19 protein-coding genes and 1 tRNA gene are annotated in these 19,666 nt (G+C 43.0%); 3 read left to right on the top strand and 17 right to left on the bottom strand.

Annotated elements, in window-relative coordinates; genetic code table 11:
• The first annotated feature begins 34 nt into the window (after positions 1-34).
• The 3 genes from phaR to C200_RS02465 all read left to right on the top strand — a co-directional run bounded on the left by phaR (position 35) and on the right by C200_RS02465 (position 1,578).
• Complete coding sequence (phaR, locus tag C200_RS02475; protein ID WP_016209279.1) at positions 35-550, top strand: polyhydroxyalkanoate synthesis repressor PhaR; 516 nt, start codon at positions 35-37, stop codon at positions 548-550.
• A gap of 130 nt (positions 551-680) precedes the next feature.
• Entirely contained in the window at positions 681-1,091 is a 411-nt protein-coding gene (locus C200_RS02470; protein ID WP_016209261.1) for a phasin family protein, read from the top strand.
• A 139-nt stretch (positions 1,092-1,230) separates the two neighbouring features.
• Positions 1,231-1,578, top strand: a complete 348-nt coding sequence (locus tag C200_RS02465; RefSeq protein ID WP_016209271.1) for a phasin family protein — start codon at positions 1,231-1,233, stop codon at positions 1,576-1,578.
• A 66-nt stretch (positions 1,579-1,644) separates the two neighbouring features.
• On the opposite strand, the gene C200_RS02460 is transcribed toward C200_RS02465, so the two are convergent.
• From C200_RS02460 to nuoH, 17 genes are all read right to left on the bottom strand, one after another.
• A complete protein-coding gene (locus C200_RS02460; RefSeq protein ID WP_016209276.1) occupies positions 1,645-2,712 on the bottom strand; it encodes an alpha/beta fold hydrolase in 1,068 nt (355 codons plus the stop codon).
• Positions 2,706-3,248, bottom strand: a complete 543-nt coding sequence (locus C200_RS02455) for a hypothetical protein (protein ID WP_016209294.1) — start codon at positions 3,246-3,248, stop codon at positions 2,706-2,708. Before C200_RS02455 ends, C200_RS02460 begins: the two co-directional genes overlap by 7 nt.
• Before the next feature lie 80 nt (positions 3,249-3,328).
• Positions 3,329-5,500 (bottom strand): polyribonucleotide nucleotidyltransferase, encoded by a 2,172-nt coding sequence (gene pnp, locus C200_RS02450; RefSeq protein WP_016209282.1) that lies wholly within the window; start codon positions 5,498-5,500, stop codon positions 3,329-3,331.
• 67 nt (positions 5,501-5,567) lie between these two features.
• Positions 5,568-5,834, bottom strand: a complete 267-nt coding sequence (gene rpsO, locus C200_RS02445; protein ID WP_016209298.1) for a 30S ribosomal protein S15 — start codon at positions 5,832-5,834, stop codon at positions 5,568-5,570.
• A gap of 63 nt (positions 5,835-5,897) precedes the next feature.
• Entirely contained in the window at positions 5,898-6,842 is a 945-nt protein-coding gene (gene truB / locus C200_RS02440) for a tRNA pseudouridine(55) synthase TruB (RefSeq protein ID WP_032126237.1), read from the bottom strand.
• Positions 6,842-7,195 (bottom strand): 30S ribosome-binding factor RbfA, encoded by a 354-nt coding sequence (rbfA, locus tag C200_RS02435; protein WP_016209267.1) that lies wholly within the window; start codon positions 7,193-7,195, stop codon positions 6,842-6,844. The genes truB and rbfA overlap by 1 nt, the downstream gene beginning before the upstream one ends.
• Positions 7,196-7,243: 48 nt before the next feature.
• Positions 7,244-9,919: a translation initiation factor IF-2 gene (gene infB, locus C200_RS02430; protein ID WP_016209251.1), complete on the bottom strand. Its 2,676-nt coding sequence runs from the start codon at positions 9,917-9,919 to the stop codon at positions 7,244-7,246.
• 16 nt (positions 9,920-9,935) lie between these two features.
• The gene (gene nusA / locus C200_RS02425; protein ID WP_016209245.1) at positions 9,936-11,453 is read right to left on the bottom strand and encodes a transcription termination factor NusA; all 1,518 of its coding nucleotides are present in this window, start codon (positions 11,451-11,453) and stop codon (positions 9,936-9,938) included.
• Positions 11,454-11,529: 76 nt separating this feature from the next.
• On the bottom strand, positions 11,530-11,982 hold the full coding sequence (rimP, locus tag C200_RS02420) for a ribosome maturation factor RimP (protein ID WP_016209273.1): 453 nt from the start codon (positions 11,980-11,982) through the stop codon (positions 11,530-11,532).
• Between the two features lie 96 nt (positions 11,983-12,078).
• A tRNA-Met gene (locus C200_RS02415) sits at positions 12,079-12,155 on the bottom strand.
• 45 nt (positions 12,156-12,200) lie between these two features.
• On the bottom strand, positions 12,201-13,640 hold the full coding sequence (gene nuoN, locus C200_RS02410; protein ID WP_016209289.1) for an NADH-quinone oxidoreductase subunit NuoN: 1,440 nt from the start codon (positions 13,638-13,640) through the stop codon (positions 12,201-12,203).
• Positions 13,640-15,178, bottom strand: a complete 1,539-nt coding sequence (locus C200_RS02405) for a complex I subunit 4 family protein (RefSeq protein ID WP_016209272.1) — start codon at positions 15,176-15,178, stop codon at positions 13,640-13,642. The genes nuoN and C200_RS02405 overlap by 1 nt, the downstream gene beginning before the upstream one ends.
• Before the next feature lie 14 nt (positions 15,179-15,192).
• On the bottom strand, positions 15,193-17,163 hold the full coding sequence (gene nuoL / locus C200_RS02400; protein ID WP_016209256.1) for an NADH-quinone oxidoreductase subunit L: 1,971 nt from the start codon (positions 17,161-17,163) through the stop codon (positions 15,193-15,195).
• Between the two features lie 3 nt (positions 17,164-17,166).
• Positions 17,167-17,472 (bottom strand): NADH-quinone oxidoreductase subunit NuoK, encoded by a 306-nt coding sequence (gene nuoK, locus C200_RS02395; protein ID WP_016209309.1) that lies wholly within the window; start codon positions 17,470-17,472, stop codon positions 17,167-17,169.
• A 23-nt stretch (positions 17,473-17,495) separates the two neighbouring features.
• Positions 17,496-18,119, bottom strand: a complete 624-nt coding sequence (locus C200_RS02390; protein WP_016209288.1) for an NADH-quinone oxidoreductase subunit J — start codon at positions 18,117-18,119, stop codon at positions 17,496-17,498.
• A 19-nt stretch (positions 18,120-18,138) separates the two neighbouring features.
• The gene (nuoI, locus tag C200_RS02385) at positions 18,139-18,627 is read right to left on the bottom strand and encodes an NADH-quinone oxidoreductase subunit NuoI (protein ID WP_016209275.1); all 489 of its coding nucleotides are present in this window, start codon (positions 18,625-18,627) and stop codon (positions 18,139-18,141) included.
• A gap of 13 nt (positions 18,628-18,640) precedes the next feature.
• Positions 18,641-19,666: an NADH-quinone oxidoreductase subunit NuoH gene (gene nuoH / locus C200_RS02380; protein ID WP_032126235.1), complete on the bottom strand. Its 1,026-nt coding sequence runs from the start codon at positions 19,664-19,666 to the stop codon at positions 18,641-18,643.

Below are 19,666 nucleotides of genomic sequence, written 5' to 3'. Positions count from 1 at the left end.
TTATTGTTTTATTGTTTTTAAAGAGTAGGTGATTATGACTGAGAATATTCGCATTATCAAAAAATACCCAAACCGTCGTTTATATGACACATCGATCAGCAGTTATATTACTTTAAATGATGTGCGACAACTGGTGGTTGATTGCGTAAAATTCCAAGTCATTGATGCCCGTTCGAAAGACGATTTAACCCATACAACCTTACTACAAATTATTAATGAGCAAGAAGACAAGGGCGCACCGATGTTTTCGACTCAAATACTAGAAAATATCATTCGATTTTATGGTAATTCCATGCAAGATTTTGCCCGTGGTTATCTAGATCGCAGTATGGCGCTTTTTGTTGAGCAACAAAGCTCAATTAAAGATAAAGTTGAAAACCTCGTTAATTCAACACCCAACCCCATGAATATGAACCAACAACTTTTCTCAACATTCAGTGAAATGGCGCAATCTAATTTAAATATGTGGTCAGAGATGCAGAAGAATTTTCAAAACGTCGCGCAAACTCAAACTACAGCCAATTCCACTGAAAAAGAAGAAGAAAATTAAAGTAACTAAATACCGCTAAAATAACCAAGCTATTGACAGCAAAAGAAAAACACTCATACTAATAAACCAGGATAATATCCCAAGCTCTTAAGTCTTAGGATATATGCATATAACATAAGGAGCTTTGTCCATGTATCAGGATTTTTTTTCACAGTGGAATGAAAAAACCAAAAATAGCTTCACTCCCCTGATTGAACTTAACCAACTGTTCACCCGCACCACTGAGCGCTTAACACATCAGCATATTGAAGCAACCAATGAATTCTTTAGCAATAGCGTCGAACAATTTTCTGCCTTTAAAGATGTAAAATCTGCTGAAAGCTTTATGAATTTACAAAGCCAAGCCATAAATAAAGTGAATGAAAAAGTTCAAGCGAATACTCAGCAGACCCTCGATCTTTTTAGCACAACGATCAAAGAGTATCATGCGTGGTTAGAAAAATATGGCTTTACCCCCTTTAACTTTAACAGCTCACAAACATTACAGTCTGTCGAAACAAAGCCAACACCGAAAGCCAGTGGAAAAAAAACCGCTGCCTAATCACTAAAAAATAAAGCCCTGCTTTTTTGGGGCCTAATTGCCTAATTAATTTGAAAATATTCCCAACTTATTGACAGTGCAACAATTATCGGATAACCTTGCACTAACTAATAGTGCATTGCACAAAAGGACAAATATCATGCAAAACGATTTCTTCCAGCAATTCAATAAAGCTCAACAAAGTTTTATTAAACCTGCCGTTGGTTTTCAGCAGCTAACTAACCGCATCGTTGAACGTACTGTTCGTCAAAACCTTGAGATCGTCAACGACTGTGTACAATCTTGGCAAAATCACTTTTCTGAATTTCAAAATGCCAAAAAAGTAGAAGATCTTTTTAATGTCCAAGCAAAATTTGCGACTGAAACAAGCAATAAGTTGGCGAGCTACGCACAGCAAACCATGGATACTTGCATTCAATCCTCTAAAGATTGTAACAACTGGTTTCAAGATGGTTTAACCGATATCAATACCAATCAAAAAAATTAATATTATATATTTATACTTTAATATTAATTTTCTACTGACTTTACCAAGCCCTCACACTGAGGGCTATTATTTTTCTATAGTCATCACAATTCTTTCAATCACCTGCTTTTGTACTTTATTACTAATGTACAAACCAATATGGCCCGTATTAAAGCCATATTCTTGATAATCCAATCGCTCATGCTGAACAACTTGGCCTAGTGCTTGACTTGCACTGGCAGGCACCAATGAATCATGATTAGCATATAAATTTAACGTTGGCACAGCTAAGTTAGCAAGATAAAGCGGCTGTTCTTCAATCAATAATCGACCAGAAAATAAAAGATTATTCACATAAAAGTCGTCTATAAACTCATTCAATGCATCAGCAGATAACCAACCTGAATCCCATAACCACTGTTCTAACTGATGAAATTCATGACGCTGCTGCGATTCTAAATGAATAAAGTTTGCATATTTGAGCATCAATAAACGGGTAGGCTGCTGGCATGCCAACCAATGATTAATACTACGAGAATTAATCAGCTTTCCAGCCTTTGTCCTTACATAATTAAGCTGACCTTTCAGTGCGATAGACTGCTTAGCGCGCTGCATCAAAGTATTATCAGCAGTATGAAAATTAACCGGTGCCCCCATTAGAATTAAGCGCTTTAACTTGTCTGGCTGTAATAGGCTTAAACAGAGGCTAAACACCCCACCTTGGCAGACACCTAATAACTCTAACTGCGACTGTTTACAATGCAATAACACCGTATCTACAGCCTGGCTCAGGCCCTGGTTAATAATATATTCATGATAAGAACGCACACCGGCGACATGTTGGTCATTTTTCCAAGATAATAAATAAACATCAAAACCTGCCCTAATTAATCCGGCCAAAAAAGAGCAATCTTTTGATAAGTCTAAAATACGCGGACTATTTAATAAGGCATAAACCACTAATAAAGGCCGCCCAGTTTTATTATTACTGTAGCTTTGCAGCTGCCATAAGCTATTTTCAGCAATCAGCTCGCCCACTAATGCCTGTTCTGGCATAATGTCTGACCGGCTTTCTTCTTTGGTTAAAGCAGCAAGCTCTTGTAAACGCGTCTGATAATCGAATACTTCTTGCTCTAACTGCGTCAAATCTAGCATGCTGTTATCTGCTCTTGACCTGGAAAACCTCGCCTATTAACAACATCTAACACAATATTTCCCAGAGTTTGTACAGTATCATCACATAACTGTAGCCATTGACTATAACACTCATATAAACTCAAGGCGACACTCGATTGTAATTTATCCCAGAGCAGAGAAATAAACTGGTCAAAGCAGGATTCTAATAATTGATTGAGCTCTTGACGCCACGCACTGAGCTGCATTAAAAGACGAGAACACTCAATGTGTTCAATCTGCATTTGTTTTAAAAAATCACTAAACCATCGCAGTAATTCATCAACGCCAATAGAAAGCGTATAGCCTGGGAAAATGTCTTGTAATAAAAAAGAGCGTACAGATAATAAGGTCTGTTTAAGCAAAGACGGATCGTGATCTATATTCGGAACTTTAAACACAAGTAACAATAAATTAGCAAAGCGCAGAAAACGCTCACCCTCTCGATGTACATGAGCATGTACCTGTGCATGAGTGAGATCGGTATTAAACATAAACAGGCTATGCTCACCTTGCATCTGTCACCTACATAAAAAAAGAGCGTGCGCATATGCACGCTCGCTCTATAACTCTTACTATGATGACATCCACACTTCACTTATTCAGGTGCAGACGTATCTTGTTGTTGTTCTGATTCAGGTTCAGCTGCTGTAACTGACTCTACTGGCTTTACAATGACCTCACCGGTTTGTTGATCAATGCCTTTCATCGTTAAGCGAATACGGCCCTGGCGATCAATATCCAGCACCTTCACCTTAACACTTTGGCCTTCACTCAAACGATCACTAACCTGGTTCACACGTTCTTCACAAATCTGTGAAATATGCACTAAGCCTTGTTTACCTGAAGCCAATGCTACAAAGCCACCAAAATCACGAATATTGGTCACCGTTCCTGGATAAACTTTACCAATCTCAATGACCATAGTGATATCTTCAATGCGCGCTTTCGCCTCGGCTGCTTTTTCCGCATCCACCGCTGAGATTTTCACTAAACCATCATCGTCTATATCAATGCTAGTATTTGTCTCTTCGGTTAAATTACGAATCGTCGCCCCACCCGGACCGATTAAGTCACGAATTTTATCCGCAGGAATCTTAATCGTCGTAATACGCGGTGCAAATTCAGATAAAGCACTCGGCGCAGCCACAACACTGTTCATTTTATCAAGAATATGCATACGTCCATCATAAGCTTGTGCCAGTGCCGCACCCATGATTTCTTTGGTAATACCCTCGATCTTAATATCCATTTGTAAAGCCGTCACACCACGCTCAGTTCCAGCGACTTTAAAGTCCATATCACCTAAATGATCTTCATCACCCAAAATATCAGATAATACAGCAAAACGCTCATCATCTTTAATCAAGCCCATGGCAATACCTGCAACAGGCGCTTTAATCGGCACACCTGCATCCAGTAAAGCAAGAGAGGTTCCACACACCGTGGCCATGGAGCTTGAGCCATTCGACTCAGTAATTTCAGACACTACACGCATAACATATGGGAATTCATCCAGTGTTGGCAACACTGCAGCAATAGCACGACGTGCTAGACGGCCATGACCAATTTCACGCCGTTTTGGTGCGCCAACCATCCCTGTCTCACCAACAGAGTACGGTGGAAAGTTATAGTGCAACATAAACGAGTCTTTGCGCTCACCCAAGGGCGAATCGATTAACTGCGCATCGCGCTCTGATCCCAAGGTTGCAACAACAATCGCTTGCGTCTCACCACGGGTAAACAACGCAGAACCATGCGTACGCGCTAATAGTTTATTTTTAACAAAAATAGGGCGCACTGTCCGTGTATCACGACCGTCTATACGACGTTCACCGGCCAAAATATTACCACGAACGATATCACGTTCTAATCGACTAAATGCTTTAGTTGCGCGCACTTGATCCAAAGCATTTTCATCATCACTGACAAGAGTCGCTAAGACCGCTTCTTTTGCTTGTGCAACTGCGGCATAACGTGTTTGCTTTTCTTGAATTTTATATGCCGCTTCTAAAGCAACACGTGCATGTTCACTAACTTTTGTATTCGCTTCAGTATCTTCGGCAGGAGGTAACCAATCCCAGGCCGGTTTACCCGCTTCTTGGACAAACTCATCGATGGCGCTAATAACTGCTTGTGACTGCTCATGCCCAAATAATACGGCATTTAACATCACTTCTTCTGATAACTCTTTCGCTTCAGACTCCACCATCAATACGGCACTGCGCGTTCCTGCAACAACAAGCTCAAGTGCTGACTTTTCTAATTCTTCATTGGTTGGATTAAGAACATATTCACCATTGATATAGCCAACACGTGCCGCTCCCATCGGACCCAAAAATGGTACCCCCGAAATGGATAAAGCCGCAGAAGCACCAATCATGGCTGGGATTTCAGGATCAACCTCAGGATCCCAAGATAATACAGTTACAACAACCTGGACTTCATTAATAAATGCTTTTGGAAAAAGCGGACGCAATGGCCGGTCTATTAAGCGACAGGCTAAGGTTTCTTTTTCTGTAGGCTTACCTTCACGTTTGAAAAAACCACCTGGAATTTTCCCAGCAGCGTATGTTTTTTCTTGATAATTAACAGTTAAAGGGAAAAAATCACGCCCTTCAACGCTTTCTTTTTGAGCAACCGCGGTAACTAATACCGAAGTGCCGCCCATATGAACAACCACAGCCCCAGAGGCTTGACGTGCAATTTCACCTGTCTCTAGCGTGACTGTGTGTTTGCCATATTGAAAAACTTTTTTTATTGCGTTCACGTTGATGTTTCCTTAATTGTAAGAAAGCTCCAAAGCCGCAAGCAGCTGCAGCTTTGGAGAAACGACTTTATCGACGCAGACCTAAACGCGCGATCAGTGAACGGTAACGTTCAACGTCTTTACGCTTTAAGTAATCCAATAACTTACGACGCTGGCTAACGAGACGAACGAGGCCGCGGCGTGAATGAAAGTCATGGTGATGCGTTTTAAAGTGGTCGGTTAGATACTTGATACGCGAAGACAATAATGCAACTTGTACTTCTGGAGAACCCGTGTCCCCTTCGGCACGTTGGAAGTCGCGAACAATTTGTTCTTTATCAGTGCTGCTTAACATAAGAGATATACTCCAACTTAATTATTAATTAACGCTAGGATAAAAATTAATATAATCTAATCACTAGCAATTACTTACTTCTGTAGCCAACAATCGAACTGCTTTGAGCTGATTCTCTGCCACAACTTCAGCGACACCTATGAATTGGTGTGCTTTTTCATCAAACACACAAACATAAGCGCCAATCGCTTGTTGTGTATTTAAAGAAACGGGCCGTCCCGTGCGCATATAGTACGCCATTTCTGCTGTTAAGCGCAATTCTGGCATGCCTTGCAACATTGACTCTATCGGCAATAAATAAGCATCTAAGCCAGCTAAATCACCTTGTTTAGCAAGGCCTTCTATCACAGGCCAAGGCACGAGCTGCTCTTCACTAAAATGAGCCACTTTAGTCCGGCGCAACTCACTAACATGAGCACCACAGCCTAATACCTGACCGATATCATCAACGAGACTACGAATATAGGTCCCTTTGCTACAGTGCACCTGAAATTGCGCTTGCAATTTGGCCTGATCTTGCTTTAATGCCATCAGCTCTAGCTCATAAACCGTTACATCACGAGCAACGCGCTCAACCTCAACCCCTTGGCGTGCGAGTTTATATAACGGCCGACCATCTTGCTTTAAGGCCGAATACATGGGCGGAATTTGTGTGATTTCACCGCGGAAATTTGGCAATATGCCAATAATATCAGTCTCAGTCATCTTAGCCGGCAAAGATTCGATCACCTCACCTTCACTATCAAGCGTGTCTGTGCGCTCACCCAAGGTTGCAACAGTTTGATAGCACTTATCAGTATCAAGCAGAAAACGTGAAAACTTAGTCGCCTCACCAAAACAAATCGGTAACATCCCCGTAGCTAAGGGATCTAGCGTTCCAGTATGGCCCGCTTTTTGTGCTTGATAACAACGCTTCACCCGCTGCAAGGCATGATTTGAGCTTAGCCCAGTCGGCTTATCCAGCAATATAATGCCGTTTAGCGCTCGGCCCTTGTTACGTCTGGCCATTATGATTTGTCATACAGTGCTTTATTAATCAAAGCGGATAGGGCATTACCCTGTTCAGTCGAACCATCATATTCAAAGCGCAACTTAGGCGTTGCACGCAAATTCATGCGTTTAGCCAACATAGAGCGTAAAAAGCCTGCAGCTTTTTGCAATACAACAAGAGTTTCTTCACGCGCTTCGGCCTCTTCCATCATGGTCACATACACTTTGGCATGCGCAAGGTCTTTAGACACGTCCACACCTGACACCGTAATCATACCGATGCGGGGATCTTTCATCTCTTGCTGTAACAACTCAGCCAGCTCTTTTTGCATCTGGTCTGCAATACGCTGGGTACGACTATACTCTTTCATCTTCTACCTTTAAATAAGGTTGCCAGTAGGCAGCTCGCTTTACTCGCACTATAGCTGCCTAGCTACCTCGATTTTCTCGAATACTTCGATCTGATCACCGACCTTAATATCATTATAATTCTTCACGCCTATACCACACTCCATACCATTGCGAACATCCGGTACATCGTCTTTAAAACGTCTTAATGATTCAAGTTCACCTTCATAAATCACCACATTATCACGTAATATCCGAATCGGGTTATTGCGCTTGACCGTTCCATCAACGACCATACAGCCAGCAACAGCGCCTAATTTAGAAGAGCGGTAAACTTCACGAACTTCCGCCACACCGGTAATCTGTTCCTTCACTTCAGGAGAGAGTAAACCAGACATTGCTGCTTTAACATCATTAATGATGTCGTAAATCACACTATAATAACGAATTTCTAACTCTTCAGCAGCAGCTAGGCGACGCGCACTTAAATCAGCACGCACATTAAAACCGACCATGACCGCATTCGATGCCATGGCTAAGTTAACATCAGATTCAGTGATACCGCCAACACCGCTTGCGATGACTTTAACTTTAACTTCATCCGTTGATAATTTTGTTAATGACTCCGTCAATGCTTCTAGTGAGCCTTGCACATCCGTCTTCACCAAAATATTTAACGTACCAACATCACCTTCTGTCATGCCTTCAAACATCGCCGAAAGCTTATTTGCTTGCTGACGCGCGAGCTTTACCTCACGGTATTTACCTTGACGGAACAAGGCCACTTCGCGCGCTTTCTTCTCATCAGCAACTACACTAAACTCATCACCACCATTCGGTGTGCCAGATAAGCCTAAAATCTCAACCGGACAAGAGGGTCCTACCGATTTAGTCGTATGGCCTAAATCATCATGCATCGCGCGCACACGGCCATACTCTAGCCCCGCAAGCACAATATCACCCTGTTTTAAAGTGCCTTTTTGCACTAATAAAGAAGCCACTGAGCCCCGCCCTTTATCCAAGCGTGCCTCAAGCACAACCCCTTGTGCTGGCGCACTAACCGGTGCTTGTAACTCGAGAACCTCAGCTTGCAATAAAATACTATCTAATAAATCATCAATCCCCTGACCCGTTTTAGCAGAGACATTGATAAACATAGTGTCTCCTCCCCAGTCCTCAGAAATCACCTCATGTTGACTAAGTTCAGTACGCACACGATCTAAATCAGCGGAATCTTTATCTATCTTATTGACTGCAACAACCAGCGGTACTTCAGCGGCGCGTGCATGTTGAATCGCTTCGATGGTCTGCGGCATCACACCATCATCGGCAGCAACAACTAATACCACAACATCCGTACAATTAGCTCCCCGTGCTCGCATCGCCGTAAAGGCTGCGTGTCCAGGAGTATCTAGAAAAGTAATCGTACCGCGCTCATGTTTAACCTGATACGCACCAATGTGCTGAGTAATTCCACCGGCTTCACCAGCAGCCACTTTGGCACGACGAATATAATCAAGTAGAGAAGTTTTACCATGATCGACATGACCCATAATCGTGACCACAGGCGCCCGTTGCTCTTGCTCACCCTCAACGTTTGCCGCAGCAAGCACTGCAACTTCCATAGCATTTTCTTGTAAAATTTTCGGTATATGGCCTAATTCTTCAACAATTAAAACAGCAGTATCTTGATCAAGAACCTGATTGATCGTCGCCATCACGCCCATTTTCATCAAAATTTTAACAACTTCAGCACCTTTGACTGACATTTTCTGTGCCAGCTCTGCCACCGTAATGGCCTCAGAAATAGCAACCTCACGCTTAACAGGCGCCGTCGGCTTAGAAAACGCATGCTGCAATTGCTCGCCAGCTTTCTGCCCACCCCGGCCTTTTCTGCCGCGTCTAGCACCACCGCGCGCTTCTTGCTTTGCCGCTGCACGCTTGGACTTGCTACGCTTGGCTTGGCGCTCCATATCCGTCGCTGTAATACCTTGCTCAACCCAATCAGTCGCCGTGACTTTTTTCGTGTGGGTGTGATGCTCTTCTTCTAATTTATTATCTGGCTCATCTAGAGCGCTTTTTTGCTGAACAGGCGCAAGCTTAGCAATACGCTCAGCCTCTAGTGCCGTTTGGCGACGTGCTTCTTCTTCTGCGGCAACACGTTTGGCTTCAAGCTCAGCTTGACGACGCTCAGCCAATTCCTTCTCTAAGCGCTCTTTTTCTGCTTTTTCAGGATCTTGTTCTGCTTGAGCTTTCTTTTGCTCTTGCTCTGCTGCTTTTTTCAATTCAGCCTGGCGTTTAGCCTCTTCTTTACGCTTTTGCTCAGCTGCAAGCTGCTCTTGCTTGGCTTGCTGTTCAGCCAAACGCTCGACCTCTAGCGCTGCTAGATGCTCAGCTTCTTCACCGGCTTTTAATTCCGCTTCTTTCGCTTCAAGCTCAGGATCTTTTTTTACATAGGTACGCTTTTTCTTGACCTGAATATTAACCGTTTTACGCCCACCATCAGCAGACTTAACTTTTAATTCACTATGCTCTTTGCGACGCAAAGTAATTTTACGTGGCACTTCGCTCACATCACTACTACCATGCGATTTTTTCAAAAAGCTCAGCAACATCGTCTTATCTTTATCTGTTAACACCTGCTCTGGGCCTGTTGCTGGTAAACCCGCTTCTTCTAAGTGCCTTAATAAGCGTTCAACATCAACACCAATTGAACTTGCTAAACTTTTTACATTGACTTCTGACATACTCTGCCTCCCCAACTTAGTCTTTATTGTCCTCAGCAAACCATGGTGCTCTAGCCGTCATAATAAGCTGACCTGCTTCTTTCTCATTGAGCTCTGTTGTGATCTCAAGTAAATCGGCCACTGCTTGCTCGGCTAAATCATCCATCGTTAAAATTTCATGCTTAGCCAACTTCAGCGCTAAGTCTCGTGTCATCCCTTCCATATTGAGTAACTCATCAGTCAAGCCAAATTCCTCAAGCTGCGCCTCATCAGCTAACTCTTGAGTTAACAGTGCATCTTTAGCACGCTGACGCAATTCCGTTACTATCTCTTCATCAAAGCCCTCAAGCTCCATCATTTCCTGCTGTGGTACATAGGCGATCTCTTCGATCGACGCAAAACCTTCTTCAATCAACACCTCAGCAGTTTCATCATCAATGCCGAGCTTATCAATAAAGGTTTTTAATAATTTTTCAACTTCCGCCTGGTTCTTTTCATTCGCATCATTTACGCTCATAACATTTAATGTCCAACCGGTCAGACCAGAAGCTAAACGCACATTCTGACCATTGCGACCAATCGCTTGAGAGAGCGACTCTTCGGCCACAGCAATATCCATACTATGACTATCTTCATCAACCACAATAGAATCCACTTCAGCTGGACTCATCGCATTAATCACCAATTGCATCGGATTATCATCCCAAAGGACAATATCAATTCGCTCATTATTTAACTCACCTGAAATCGCTTGCACACGCGCACCACGCATGCCCACACAAGCGCCAATCGGATCTAAGCGCTGGTCATTGGTTTTCACTGCAACTTTTGCCCGCAACCCTGGGTCACGTGCGACCGCTTTAATCTCAATAAGCTCTTCTGATACTTCAGGGACTTCAATTTTAAATAATTCTAATAAAAATTCATTACTGGCGCGCGTTAAAATCAACTGTGGGCCACGTGCTTCTTTACGGACTTCCATCAGGTATGCTCGCACACGATCGCCTGGACGGAAAATTTCTCGGTCGATCATCTGCTCCCGTGGCAGCATCGCCTCAGCACCCGCTGCACCTAAGTCAATGATAATGCTCTCACGGGTTGCTCGTTTGACCACACCGGAAACCAGTTCACCGACACGAGACAAATAAGCTTCAGCAATTTTATTACGCTCAGCCTCACGGACTTTTTGCATAATCACCTGACGCGCCGTTTGAGCTGCAATCCGACCGAACTCAATCGACGCCATCGGTTCTTCAATAATATCACCCGGCTTTGCTGCGGCATTTTCTTGACGATGCACACTCAGCCAAACCTCCCGATCTGGTGACTCTAATGTATCTTCAACCTCATCATCATCAATGACTGTCCAACGACGATAGGTATCGTAGTCTCCGGTTTTTTGATCAATATCAACGCGCACATCCATATCAATGCCACTACGCTTGCGTGTTGCTGCAGCCAGTGCAGTCTCCACAGCCTCAAAAATAATGTCTTTATCGACACCTTTCTCATTTGAAATGGCCTCGACAATAAACAGGATTTCTTTATTGCCCATCGTTCGCCTCGCTTTCCTATCTCAAGATGTTGGTTGTTTAATGACTAAAACTAGTTATATTTCTAAAATCAAACGTCTAAAACTTCGTAAACACATTCGCACGATCAATATCTGCCCAGCGAATATCAAACTGCTCATCCTTTACATCAATACAAACCCCCTGTTCTGTCACTGCAGTTAAGCGACCACGAATTCTACGTTTGCCATTATTCAGAATTTTTAAGCGAATTTGCAATTCTTGCTCAAGGTAACGCTGATATTGCTCTGATGTAAACAATAACCGATCTAGGCCAGGGGACGAAACCTCCAATGAATAATTCCCAGCAATAGGGTCTTCAACATCAAGTACCGCTCCAATCTGACGACTGACTGTCGCACAGTCCTCTACCGTCACACCCTCTGGACCTTCTATATAAACACGCAAAACTGACTGAGCACCTTGAGGTACTTGCTCTATCCCCCAAAGCTCAAAACCCAACCCTGTTACCACTAGTGATAGCATCTCAGTTAAAGATTCATTGTGTTTCATCACTCACATTCCACCTCAAATAAAAAGTGGGCACGATGCCCACTTTTTATTTTTTTAGCTAGTAAAAAGCCCCTAAAAAGGGGCTTTCAAAATTCTTGGTAGCGGGGGCTGGATTTGAACCAACGACCTTCGGGTTATGAGCCCGACGAGCTACCAGACTGCTCCACCCCGCATCAGCAAGGAGGAATTCTACAGAAAAGAACTCACAAATGCAAGCCTTAACTAAAAGATAATGTGGCTAAGTGAATTAATCCTGCTGGAAAAATTCCGAGCAATAACAGTGCCAAGCCATTTAAGCTGACAATCACCTGGCTACTTGAATGCAAAGCTAAACGGCCTTCTTTGCCTTCAGGTTCCTCAAAATACATGACTTTAATAATACGAATATAATAAAACGCCCCAACCACAGACATGATTAACGCATAAATCGCCAAACCAACATGCCCCCCCTGAATCAGCGCAGTGAGTACTAATAATTTAGCATCAAAGCCCAATAACGGTGGAACCCCCGCCATAGATGCCATAAATAACAGCATAATAAAAGCCAGCCAAGCATTTTTATGATTCAAGCCTTTTAAGTCTGAAATATTCTCAGCCTCAAAGCCTTTACGCGAAAGCAGCATAATAAAGCCAAAACCACCAGCGGACATAATCGCATAAACAATGACATAAAACATTGATGCCGCATAACCATCTGTCGTTCCAGCAGCAAAGGCCAATAGCACAAAGCCAATATGAGAAATCGTCGAATACGCCAGCATGCGTTTAATATTACTCTGGGCAATTGCCAAGAAATTACCGACAAACAACGAGACTACAGCCAAAATAATTAACATTTGCTGCCACTGCCCTTGCAAAGAAGGCAAGCCTTCAAGCAATAGGCGCAACATTAAACCAAAGGCGGCAATTTTAGGCGCGGTACTCACAAAAGCTGTTACCGCCGTAGGGGCGCCTTCATAGACATCAGGCACCCACATATGAAAAGGTACTGCACCAAATTTAAAACCAAGGCCAACCACCAAAAAGACCAAACCAAAAACAAGCACTGGGTTGCCTGACAATCCTGTCGCCGCAACCGCTTTAGCAATCATAGGCAAGTCAAGACTTGCAGCCACACCATAAATCATCGACATACCATAGAGCAACATCGCAGAGGCAATCGCCCCCATAACAAAATACTTTAAGGCCGCTTCTGCTGAGCGGCCTGAGCCGCGACGCATCGCCACCATCGCATACATCGGCAAAGACAATAGCTCCAAACCTAAATAAATCGCGATCATATTATTCGCAGAGACCATGACCATCATGCCAAGCATAGCAAGCAAGCCCAAACCGTAAAACTCACCAATAGGGACATCACGTTCAAGCATATAACGTCGGCTATAAATAAAGACGATCACAAGCACTATGCACATAAAGAATTTCAAGGTCGCCGCTAAACGATCAGCAATAAAACCGCCATGGAAAGTCACCGTTGCAGGCTGGCCAATCAAACGCCAAGATAAATAAGCAATCACCACTAAGGTGAGTAAAGTTAAAAAATAGCTCATGCTTTTCTTCGCATTTTTGCTATACACATCAACAATCATTACTACACAAGCCATGACCAAGATCACAATTTCAGGAATGGCCGGTGTAAATACAGGAAATTCGCTCATCACTGGTAGGACCCCTTATGTAATGAGATCATCACTACATCAACAAAGTGTTGAACCGTTACTTCAGTCAGGTGTAAAACCGCTTGCGGATAGACACCAAACAGGACAACAGGCACTGCAAGCAAAACAAAAATCAGCAGTTCTAAACCATTAATGTCTTTTAAATCTTTAAGTTTAGCATTCACAATCGCCCCAAAGAACACGCGCTTATACATCCACAAGGTATACGCTGCACCAACCACCAAGGTTATTGCGGATAAGGCTGCAATCCACACATGCGCCTTAAACGCGGCCAAAATCACTAGAAATTCACCAACAAAACCAGAGGTTCCCGGCAATCCTGCATTGGCCATGGCAAACAGCAAGTAAAAAGCGGCGAATACCGGCATCACCGCAGTCACACCACCAAAATCTTTAATCATACGTGTATGCATACGGTCATACATATAGCCGACACCAATAAAGAGCGCACCAGATACAAACGCATGTGAAAACATTAAAAACACTGCACCCTGCACACCCAATACCGCATCAGCACGATCCCCTGTGACGCCAATAATCATAAAGGCCATGAAAATTCCCAGTGTCGAGAACCCCATATGTGAAACCGATGAATAGGCAATCAAGCGCTTCATATCTTTTTGTGCCAGCGATGCAAAACCGACATAGACAATTGCCATTAAAGACAAGCCAATTAATAACCAGTCAAACGCCTCATGAACTCCTGGCACGATCGGTAAACTAAAACGAATAAAGCCATACACACCGACTTTTAACATTAAAGCGGCAAGTATAACCGAACCACCTGCAGGTGCTTCAGTATGCGCATCCGGCAACCATGTATGCACTGGCCACATCGGTACTTTCACCGCAAAGCCAGCCAAAAAGGCTAAAAACAGCAAATCTTGCACATTAGCCGGAATCTTTAATAAGGTAAAACCGGCAATAGAGAAATCTCCCCCTGCTTGATAACCTAAATAAATAAAGGCAACCAGCATAAAGATCGAGCCTAAAAAAGTATACAAGAAAAACTTAATCGCAGCATATGAGCGTCGACTCGCGCCCCAAACACCAATACCAAGGAACATCGGAATGAGCATTGCCTCAAAAAACACATAGAATAAAATCGAATCAGTTGCAGCAAACACACCGTTGGTAATACCTGTGAGGATTAAGAAAATCGCCATATAGTGGGTGACTTTATAGCGTACCGAGTTCCAAGCAGCCAAAATTACAATTAAATTAGTAAAGCAAGTTAACAAAATTAAAATCAGGGATATTCCATCCACACCCAAACCATAACGCACTTTAAAACTAGCAAAGTCAAACCATCGATGACTTTCCACAAACTGCATTTTATAAGTCAGCGGATCAAAGCCTTGGTAAAGAGGAATACAAAAGCCGAGCAAAACTAATGAAATAATAACAGCAACCCATTTTGCCGCACGAGAGTACTCGCCACGCTCGCTAAACGCAACAAGCAATCCGCCAACAATCGGCAGCCAGATTAAAATACTTAAAAGTGGCATATGTGACATCATTTACCCTTCACTTAATGAGGCAAGAAAAACCATAATAACAGTACCAATAAGCCAACAATCATGGCAAACGCATAATGGTACAATAAGAACTTCGACTGTATTTTGCGCATAACATCAGCAATACGACGAATCCGCCCAGCCGTGCCATTAACAACACCATCGTCAATGACAAATACATCACCAACACGCCAGCATAGATAGCCAATCAAGTAGCCACCCCAACCAAATACAGCTTGATAAATATCATCAACAAAGTACTTACGATCCATAATATAGTGAACAAACCCTAAACGCTTTCTCGTCATAGCAGCAAGCTCGGGTCTCCACACATAAAACAGCCAAGCAACAGCGACACCAGATAATGCCAACCAAAACGCCGGTGTACTTGGTGCATACAACACCATCGACATTGGCGTTGGGAAGTGCTCCGCCAGTTTTTGCACAATATCATGCTGTGGTAAGGTAAAAATTGCCTGGCCAAAGAAGCCATTTAAGGCTGGTTGGACAAAGAAGTAACCTGCAATTGTTGCCGGAATCGCTAAGACGATTAATGGCCAAGTGACAACGTTGGGCGATTCTTTTAAATGCGAGCGCGTCTGCTCATCCATGCGTTCTTTAGTGTGAAAGCATAAGAAAAACATTCTAAACGTATATAAAGCCGTTACAAACGCTGTACCAAGTACGGCAACATAGGCAAAGCTCGCTCCCCAACGATGCGACTCACCCACTGCATCAATAATCAAGTCTTTCGAGAAAAAGCCTGAAAAGCCAGGTACAGCAATCAGTGACACACAAGAAATTAACATCGTCCAGTAGGTAATTGGCATATATTTGCGCAAACCACCCATTTTACGAATATCTTGCTCATGATGCATAGCAATAATCGCCGACCCTGCAGCTAAGAACATCAATGCTTTAAAGAAGGCATGACTCATGAGGTGGAAAATCGCCAATGAATATGCTGAAACGCCTAAAGCAACCACCATGTAACCTAACTGTGACAACGTACAATAAGCCACAATGCGTTTAATATCGTTTTGAATAATCGCCAAGAGACCCATAAATAAGCAGGTAATCGCACCTAAGATCATAATCACTGACAAGGCTATTGGTGCATGCTCATATAGTGGCGACAAGCGTGCTACCATATACACCCCAGCGGTGACCATCGTTGCCGCGTGAATTAAGGCAGAAATAGGCGTTGGACCTTCCATCGAGTCTGGTAACCAGTTATGTAACGGTACTTGCGCAGATTTACCCATCGCGCCAACAAATAACAAAATACCAATCAAGTTAAAGGCACTGACTGAAGTATCACCCCAAATATGAATCACGGGTGCTTCAGCCGCCAATACTGGAGTCATTTTAAAGACCGTTGCATAATCTAGCGAACCGAATAAATACAATACACCAGCGATGCCCAATAAAAAGCCTAAATCACCAACACGATTAATCAAAAAAGCCTTTAAGTTGGCATACACTGCACTGTCTTTTTTATACCAAAAGCCAATTAATAAATACGAAACTAAGCCAACAGCTTCCCAGCCAAAGAACAGCAAGAAAAAGTTATTTGCCAGCACTAGCGTGATCATCGCAAAGGTAAACGCTGAAATATAACTAAAAAAGCGAATATAACCATCATCTTCTTTCATATAGCCGATGGTATAAATATGCACGGCCAGCGAAACAAAATTAACCACGATTAACATAAAAGCCGATAAACGATCGAGCAAAAAGCCAACGCTAAAATTCAAGCCACCAATGTTGGCCCAAGTATATATACTCTGGTTAAATGGTGCTATGTTGCCATTGGCTAATTGTACAAATAAATAAATAGAAAGAATAAGAGCGATTGCAACCGCTGCACTACACAAAGTATGCACGGTAGTACGTCCAATCCGTTTACCGACAAAGCCGGCGATAATCGCTCCGACCAGAGGACTTAAGGTCAGAACAATGAGTAATAGTCTTATATTTTCCACAACCTAGCCCTTCAATGAATTTAAGTCTTCAATATCGATTGTGCGACGATTACGGAAAAGCAGGGCTAAGATCGCAAGACCAATTGCCGCTTCAGCTGCCGCTACAGTTAAAATAAAAAATACAAACACCTGGCCAGATAAATCATTTAAATAGTGCGAAAATGCGACAAAGTTTGTATTAACAGCCAGCAACATCAACTCAATGCTCATCAGTAAAGTGATTGCACTTTTACGATTAAATAAAATCCCTGCGACACTCAAACCAAATAAAATAGCAGCAAAAATTAAATACTGTGACAGACTAATCATATGCACTTCCCCAGGATTCTATTTTATTCATCACTTTTCCCCGTGGTTTTCTTCTCACTTTTCATTTTTACCACACGCAAACGTTCGCTTGGCTGTACTTTCACTTGCTTACCAGGGTGCTGAGTGCGTGCTGAACGTGGGCCACGAAATGCCAAACAAATCGCCGCCATCATCGCGACTAATAAAATGGCCGCTGCCAAGATAAACTCATAAACATAACGGGTATATAACAGCTCACCCAATGCTTTAGTATTGCTGTAATCTGCCCCATGAACCACTGGCTTATGACCAAATAAACTCGTGCCAAAATGCTCAGGGCCCACCTGCCAAATCATTAACGCAACAATCGGTAAAACAACCAGTAAGCCGATTGGTAAATAGCGCGCAGCACCTGCTTTTAATGCAGCGACATCAACATCCAGCATCATCACAACAAATAAAAACAGCACCATCACCGCACCGACATAAACAACAATCAATGACAGAGCTAAAAACTCAGCTTGCGTTGTCATCCACACCCCAGCACTCATCACAAAGGTAAAGACAAGTGCCAGTACTGCTTTGACTGGATTGCGTGCAGTTACCACCATCCAAGCACCGAAAATAGCAAGCGCTGCAAAACAATAAAAGACAATTTCAATCAACATTGCTTATTATTCCTTAACCTTAACGGTACGGCGCATCTTGCGCTTTTGCAGCGGCAATTTGCTCTTCATATTGATCACCAATTTCTAAGAGTTTAGCTTTGGTCATAATATTTTCACCACGCTCTTCAAAGTGATAATCAAAGACCTTAGTCTCAACGATAGAATCAACAGGACAAGCTTCCTCACAAAAGCCGCAATAAATACACTTGAATAAATCAATATCATAACGTGTCGTCCGCCGTGAGCCATCTTCTCTTTGCTCAGATTCAATGGTAATGGCCAACGCCGGACACACCGCCTCACATAATTTACAGGCGATGCAACGCTCTTCACCATTTGGGTAGCGGCGCAGTGCATGCAAACCACGAAAACGTGGAGAAATCGGTGTTTTTTCTTCTGGGTATTGAACTGTAACTGACTTACTAAACAAGTGCTTTAAAGTTAGTTTTAAACCTTTAAGTAACTCGATTAATAAAAATGTTTTAGCCCATTGTTTTAATATTTTCACCTAAAGCTACCCCTTAAAACCATGGCCCAATATGAAACTTAACCAGTAATGCAGCCACAATGACCCACACCAAAGCCACAGGAATTAATATCTTCCAGCCTAAACGCATAATTTGGTCATAACGAAAACGTGGGAAAGTGGCTCGAAACCACAGGTATGAAAACATAAAAAAAGCGGTTTTTAAAAATAGCCAGACAATTCCAGGTACCCAAGAAAATAAATAATCTAGCCCAGGAATTCCCTGAAATGGTGACAACCAACCACCCATAAAAAATACTGCAGTTAACAATGAAATCAAAATCATATTGGCATATTCTGCCAAGAAAAAGATCGCAAAAGTCATCCCTGAGTACTCAACATGAAAACCGGCAACAATTTCCGACTCCCCTTCGGCCACATCAAACGGCGCCCGGTTAGTCTCAGCCACACCCGAGATCCAGTAGACAATAAATAAGGGAAACAATGGCAACCAATACCACTGCCAAATACCACCCGCTTGTGCTTGAATAATCGTATTGAGGTTTAAGCTACCTGCAGCGATTAACACGCCAATGAGAGCAAAACCCATCGCTAATTCATAAGAAACGATTTGAGCCGCAGAACGCAGTGCACCGAGCATGGCGTATTTAGAATTTGATGCCCAACCGGCGATAATCACCCCGTACACACCCAACGAAGTCATCGCCAAAATATATAAAACACCCGCATTGATATTAGCCAGTACTAAATGGGCATCAAACGGCACTACCGCCCAAGCCGCTAGCGCTGGTGCAATGGTTAACACAGGGGCGATAACAAATAAAAAACGGTTAGAGTGGCTGGGGCGAATACGCTCTTTTAAAAACAGCTTTGCTCCATCAGCAATCGGTTGCAATAGCCCCCACACGCCCACACGATTCGGGCCTAAACGGTCTTGCATATAACCAATCACTTTACGCTCAGCATAGGTATAGTAAGCCACCACCAACATCAGTGGCACGACAATAATGATAATTTTAAGGAGCGTCCACAACACACTTATTGCAAATGTTTCTGCCAT

It is taken from the genome of Piscirickettsia salmonis LF-89 = ATCC VR-1361 (assembly GCF_000297215.2).
GTDB classification, from domain to species: domain Bacteria; phylum Pseudomonadota; class Gammaproteobacteria; order Piscirickettsiales; family Piscirickettsiaceae; genus Piscirickettsia; species Piscirickettsia salmonis.
Note: the sequence above shows the minus strand (reverse complement) of the source record. Positions and strands in the feature narration are given on the sequence as shown.

Excerpts from the sequence above, each read along its gene's own strand:
- infB (WP_016209251.1), bottom strand. The coding sequence starts at position 9,919 with ATGTCAGAAGTCAATGTAAAAAGTTTAGCAAGTTCAATTGGTGTTGAT.
- C200_RS02390 (WP_016209288.1), bottom strand. The coding sequence starts at position 18,119 with ATGTTGATTGAAATTGTCTTTTATTGTTTTGCAGCGCTTGCTATTTTC.
- C200_RS02465 (WP_016209271.1), top strand. The coding sequence starts at position 1,231 with ATGCAAAACGATTTCTTCCAGCAATTCAATAAAGCTCAACAAAGTTTT.
- C200_RS02470 (WP_016209261.1), top strand. The coding sequence starts at position 681 with ATGTATCAGGATTTTTTTTCACAGTGGAATGAAAAAACCAAAAATAGC.
- nuoK (WP_016209309.1), bottom strand. The coding sequence starts at position 17,472 with ATGATTAGTCTGTCACAGTATTTAATTTTTGCTGCTATTTTATTTGGT.
- rimP (WP_016209273.1), bottom strand. The coding sequence starts at position 11,982 with ATGAAACACAATGAATCTTTAACTGAGATGCTATCACTAGTGGTAACA.
- nuoH (WP_032126235.1), bottom strand. The coding sequence starts at position 19,666 with ATGGCAGAAACATTTGCAATAAGTGTGTTGTGGACGCTCCTTAAAATT.
- rbfA (WP_016209267.1), bottom strand. The coding sequence starts at position 7,195 with ATGAAAGAGTATAGTCGTACCCAGCGTATTGCAGACCAGATGCAAAAA.
- C200_RS02405 (WP_016209272.1), bottom strand. The coding sequence starts at position 15,178 with ATGTCACATATGCCACTTTTAAGTATTTTAATCTGGCTGCCGATTGTT.
- truB (WP_032126237.1), bottom strand. The coding sequence starts at position 6,842 with ATGGCCAGACGTAACAAGGGCCGAGCGCTAAACGGCATTATATTGCTG.
- C200_RS02460 (WP_016209276.1), bottom strand. The coding sequence starts at position 2,712 with ATGCTAGATTTGACGCAGTTAGAGCAAGAAGTATTCGATTATCAGACG.
- phaR (WP_016209279.1), top strand. The coding sequence starts at position 35 with ATGACTGAGAATATTCGCATTATCAAAAAATACCCAAACCGTCGTTTA.
- nuoN (WP_016209289.1), bottom strand. The coding sequence starts at position 13,640 with ATGAGCGAATTTCCTGTATTTACACCGGCCATTCCTGAAATTGTGATC.
- rpsO (WP_016209298.1), bottom strand. The coding sequence starts at position 5,834 with ATGTTAAGCAGCACTGATAAAGAACAAATTGTTCGCGACTTCCAACGT.
- C200_RS02455 (WP_016209294.1), bottom strand. The coding sequence starts at position 3,248 with ATGCAAGGTGAGCATAGCCTGTTTATGTTTAATACCGATCTCACTCAT.
- nusA (WP_016209245.1), bottom strand. The coding sequence starts at position 11,453 with ATGGGCAATAAAGAAATCCTGTTTATTGTCGAGGCCATTTCAAATGAG.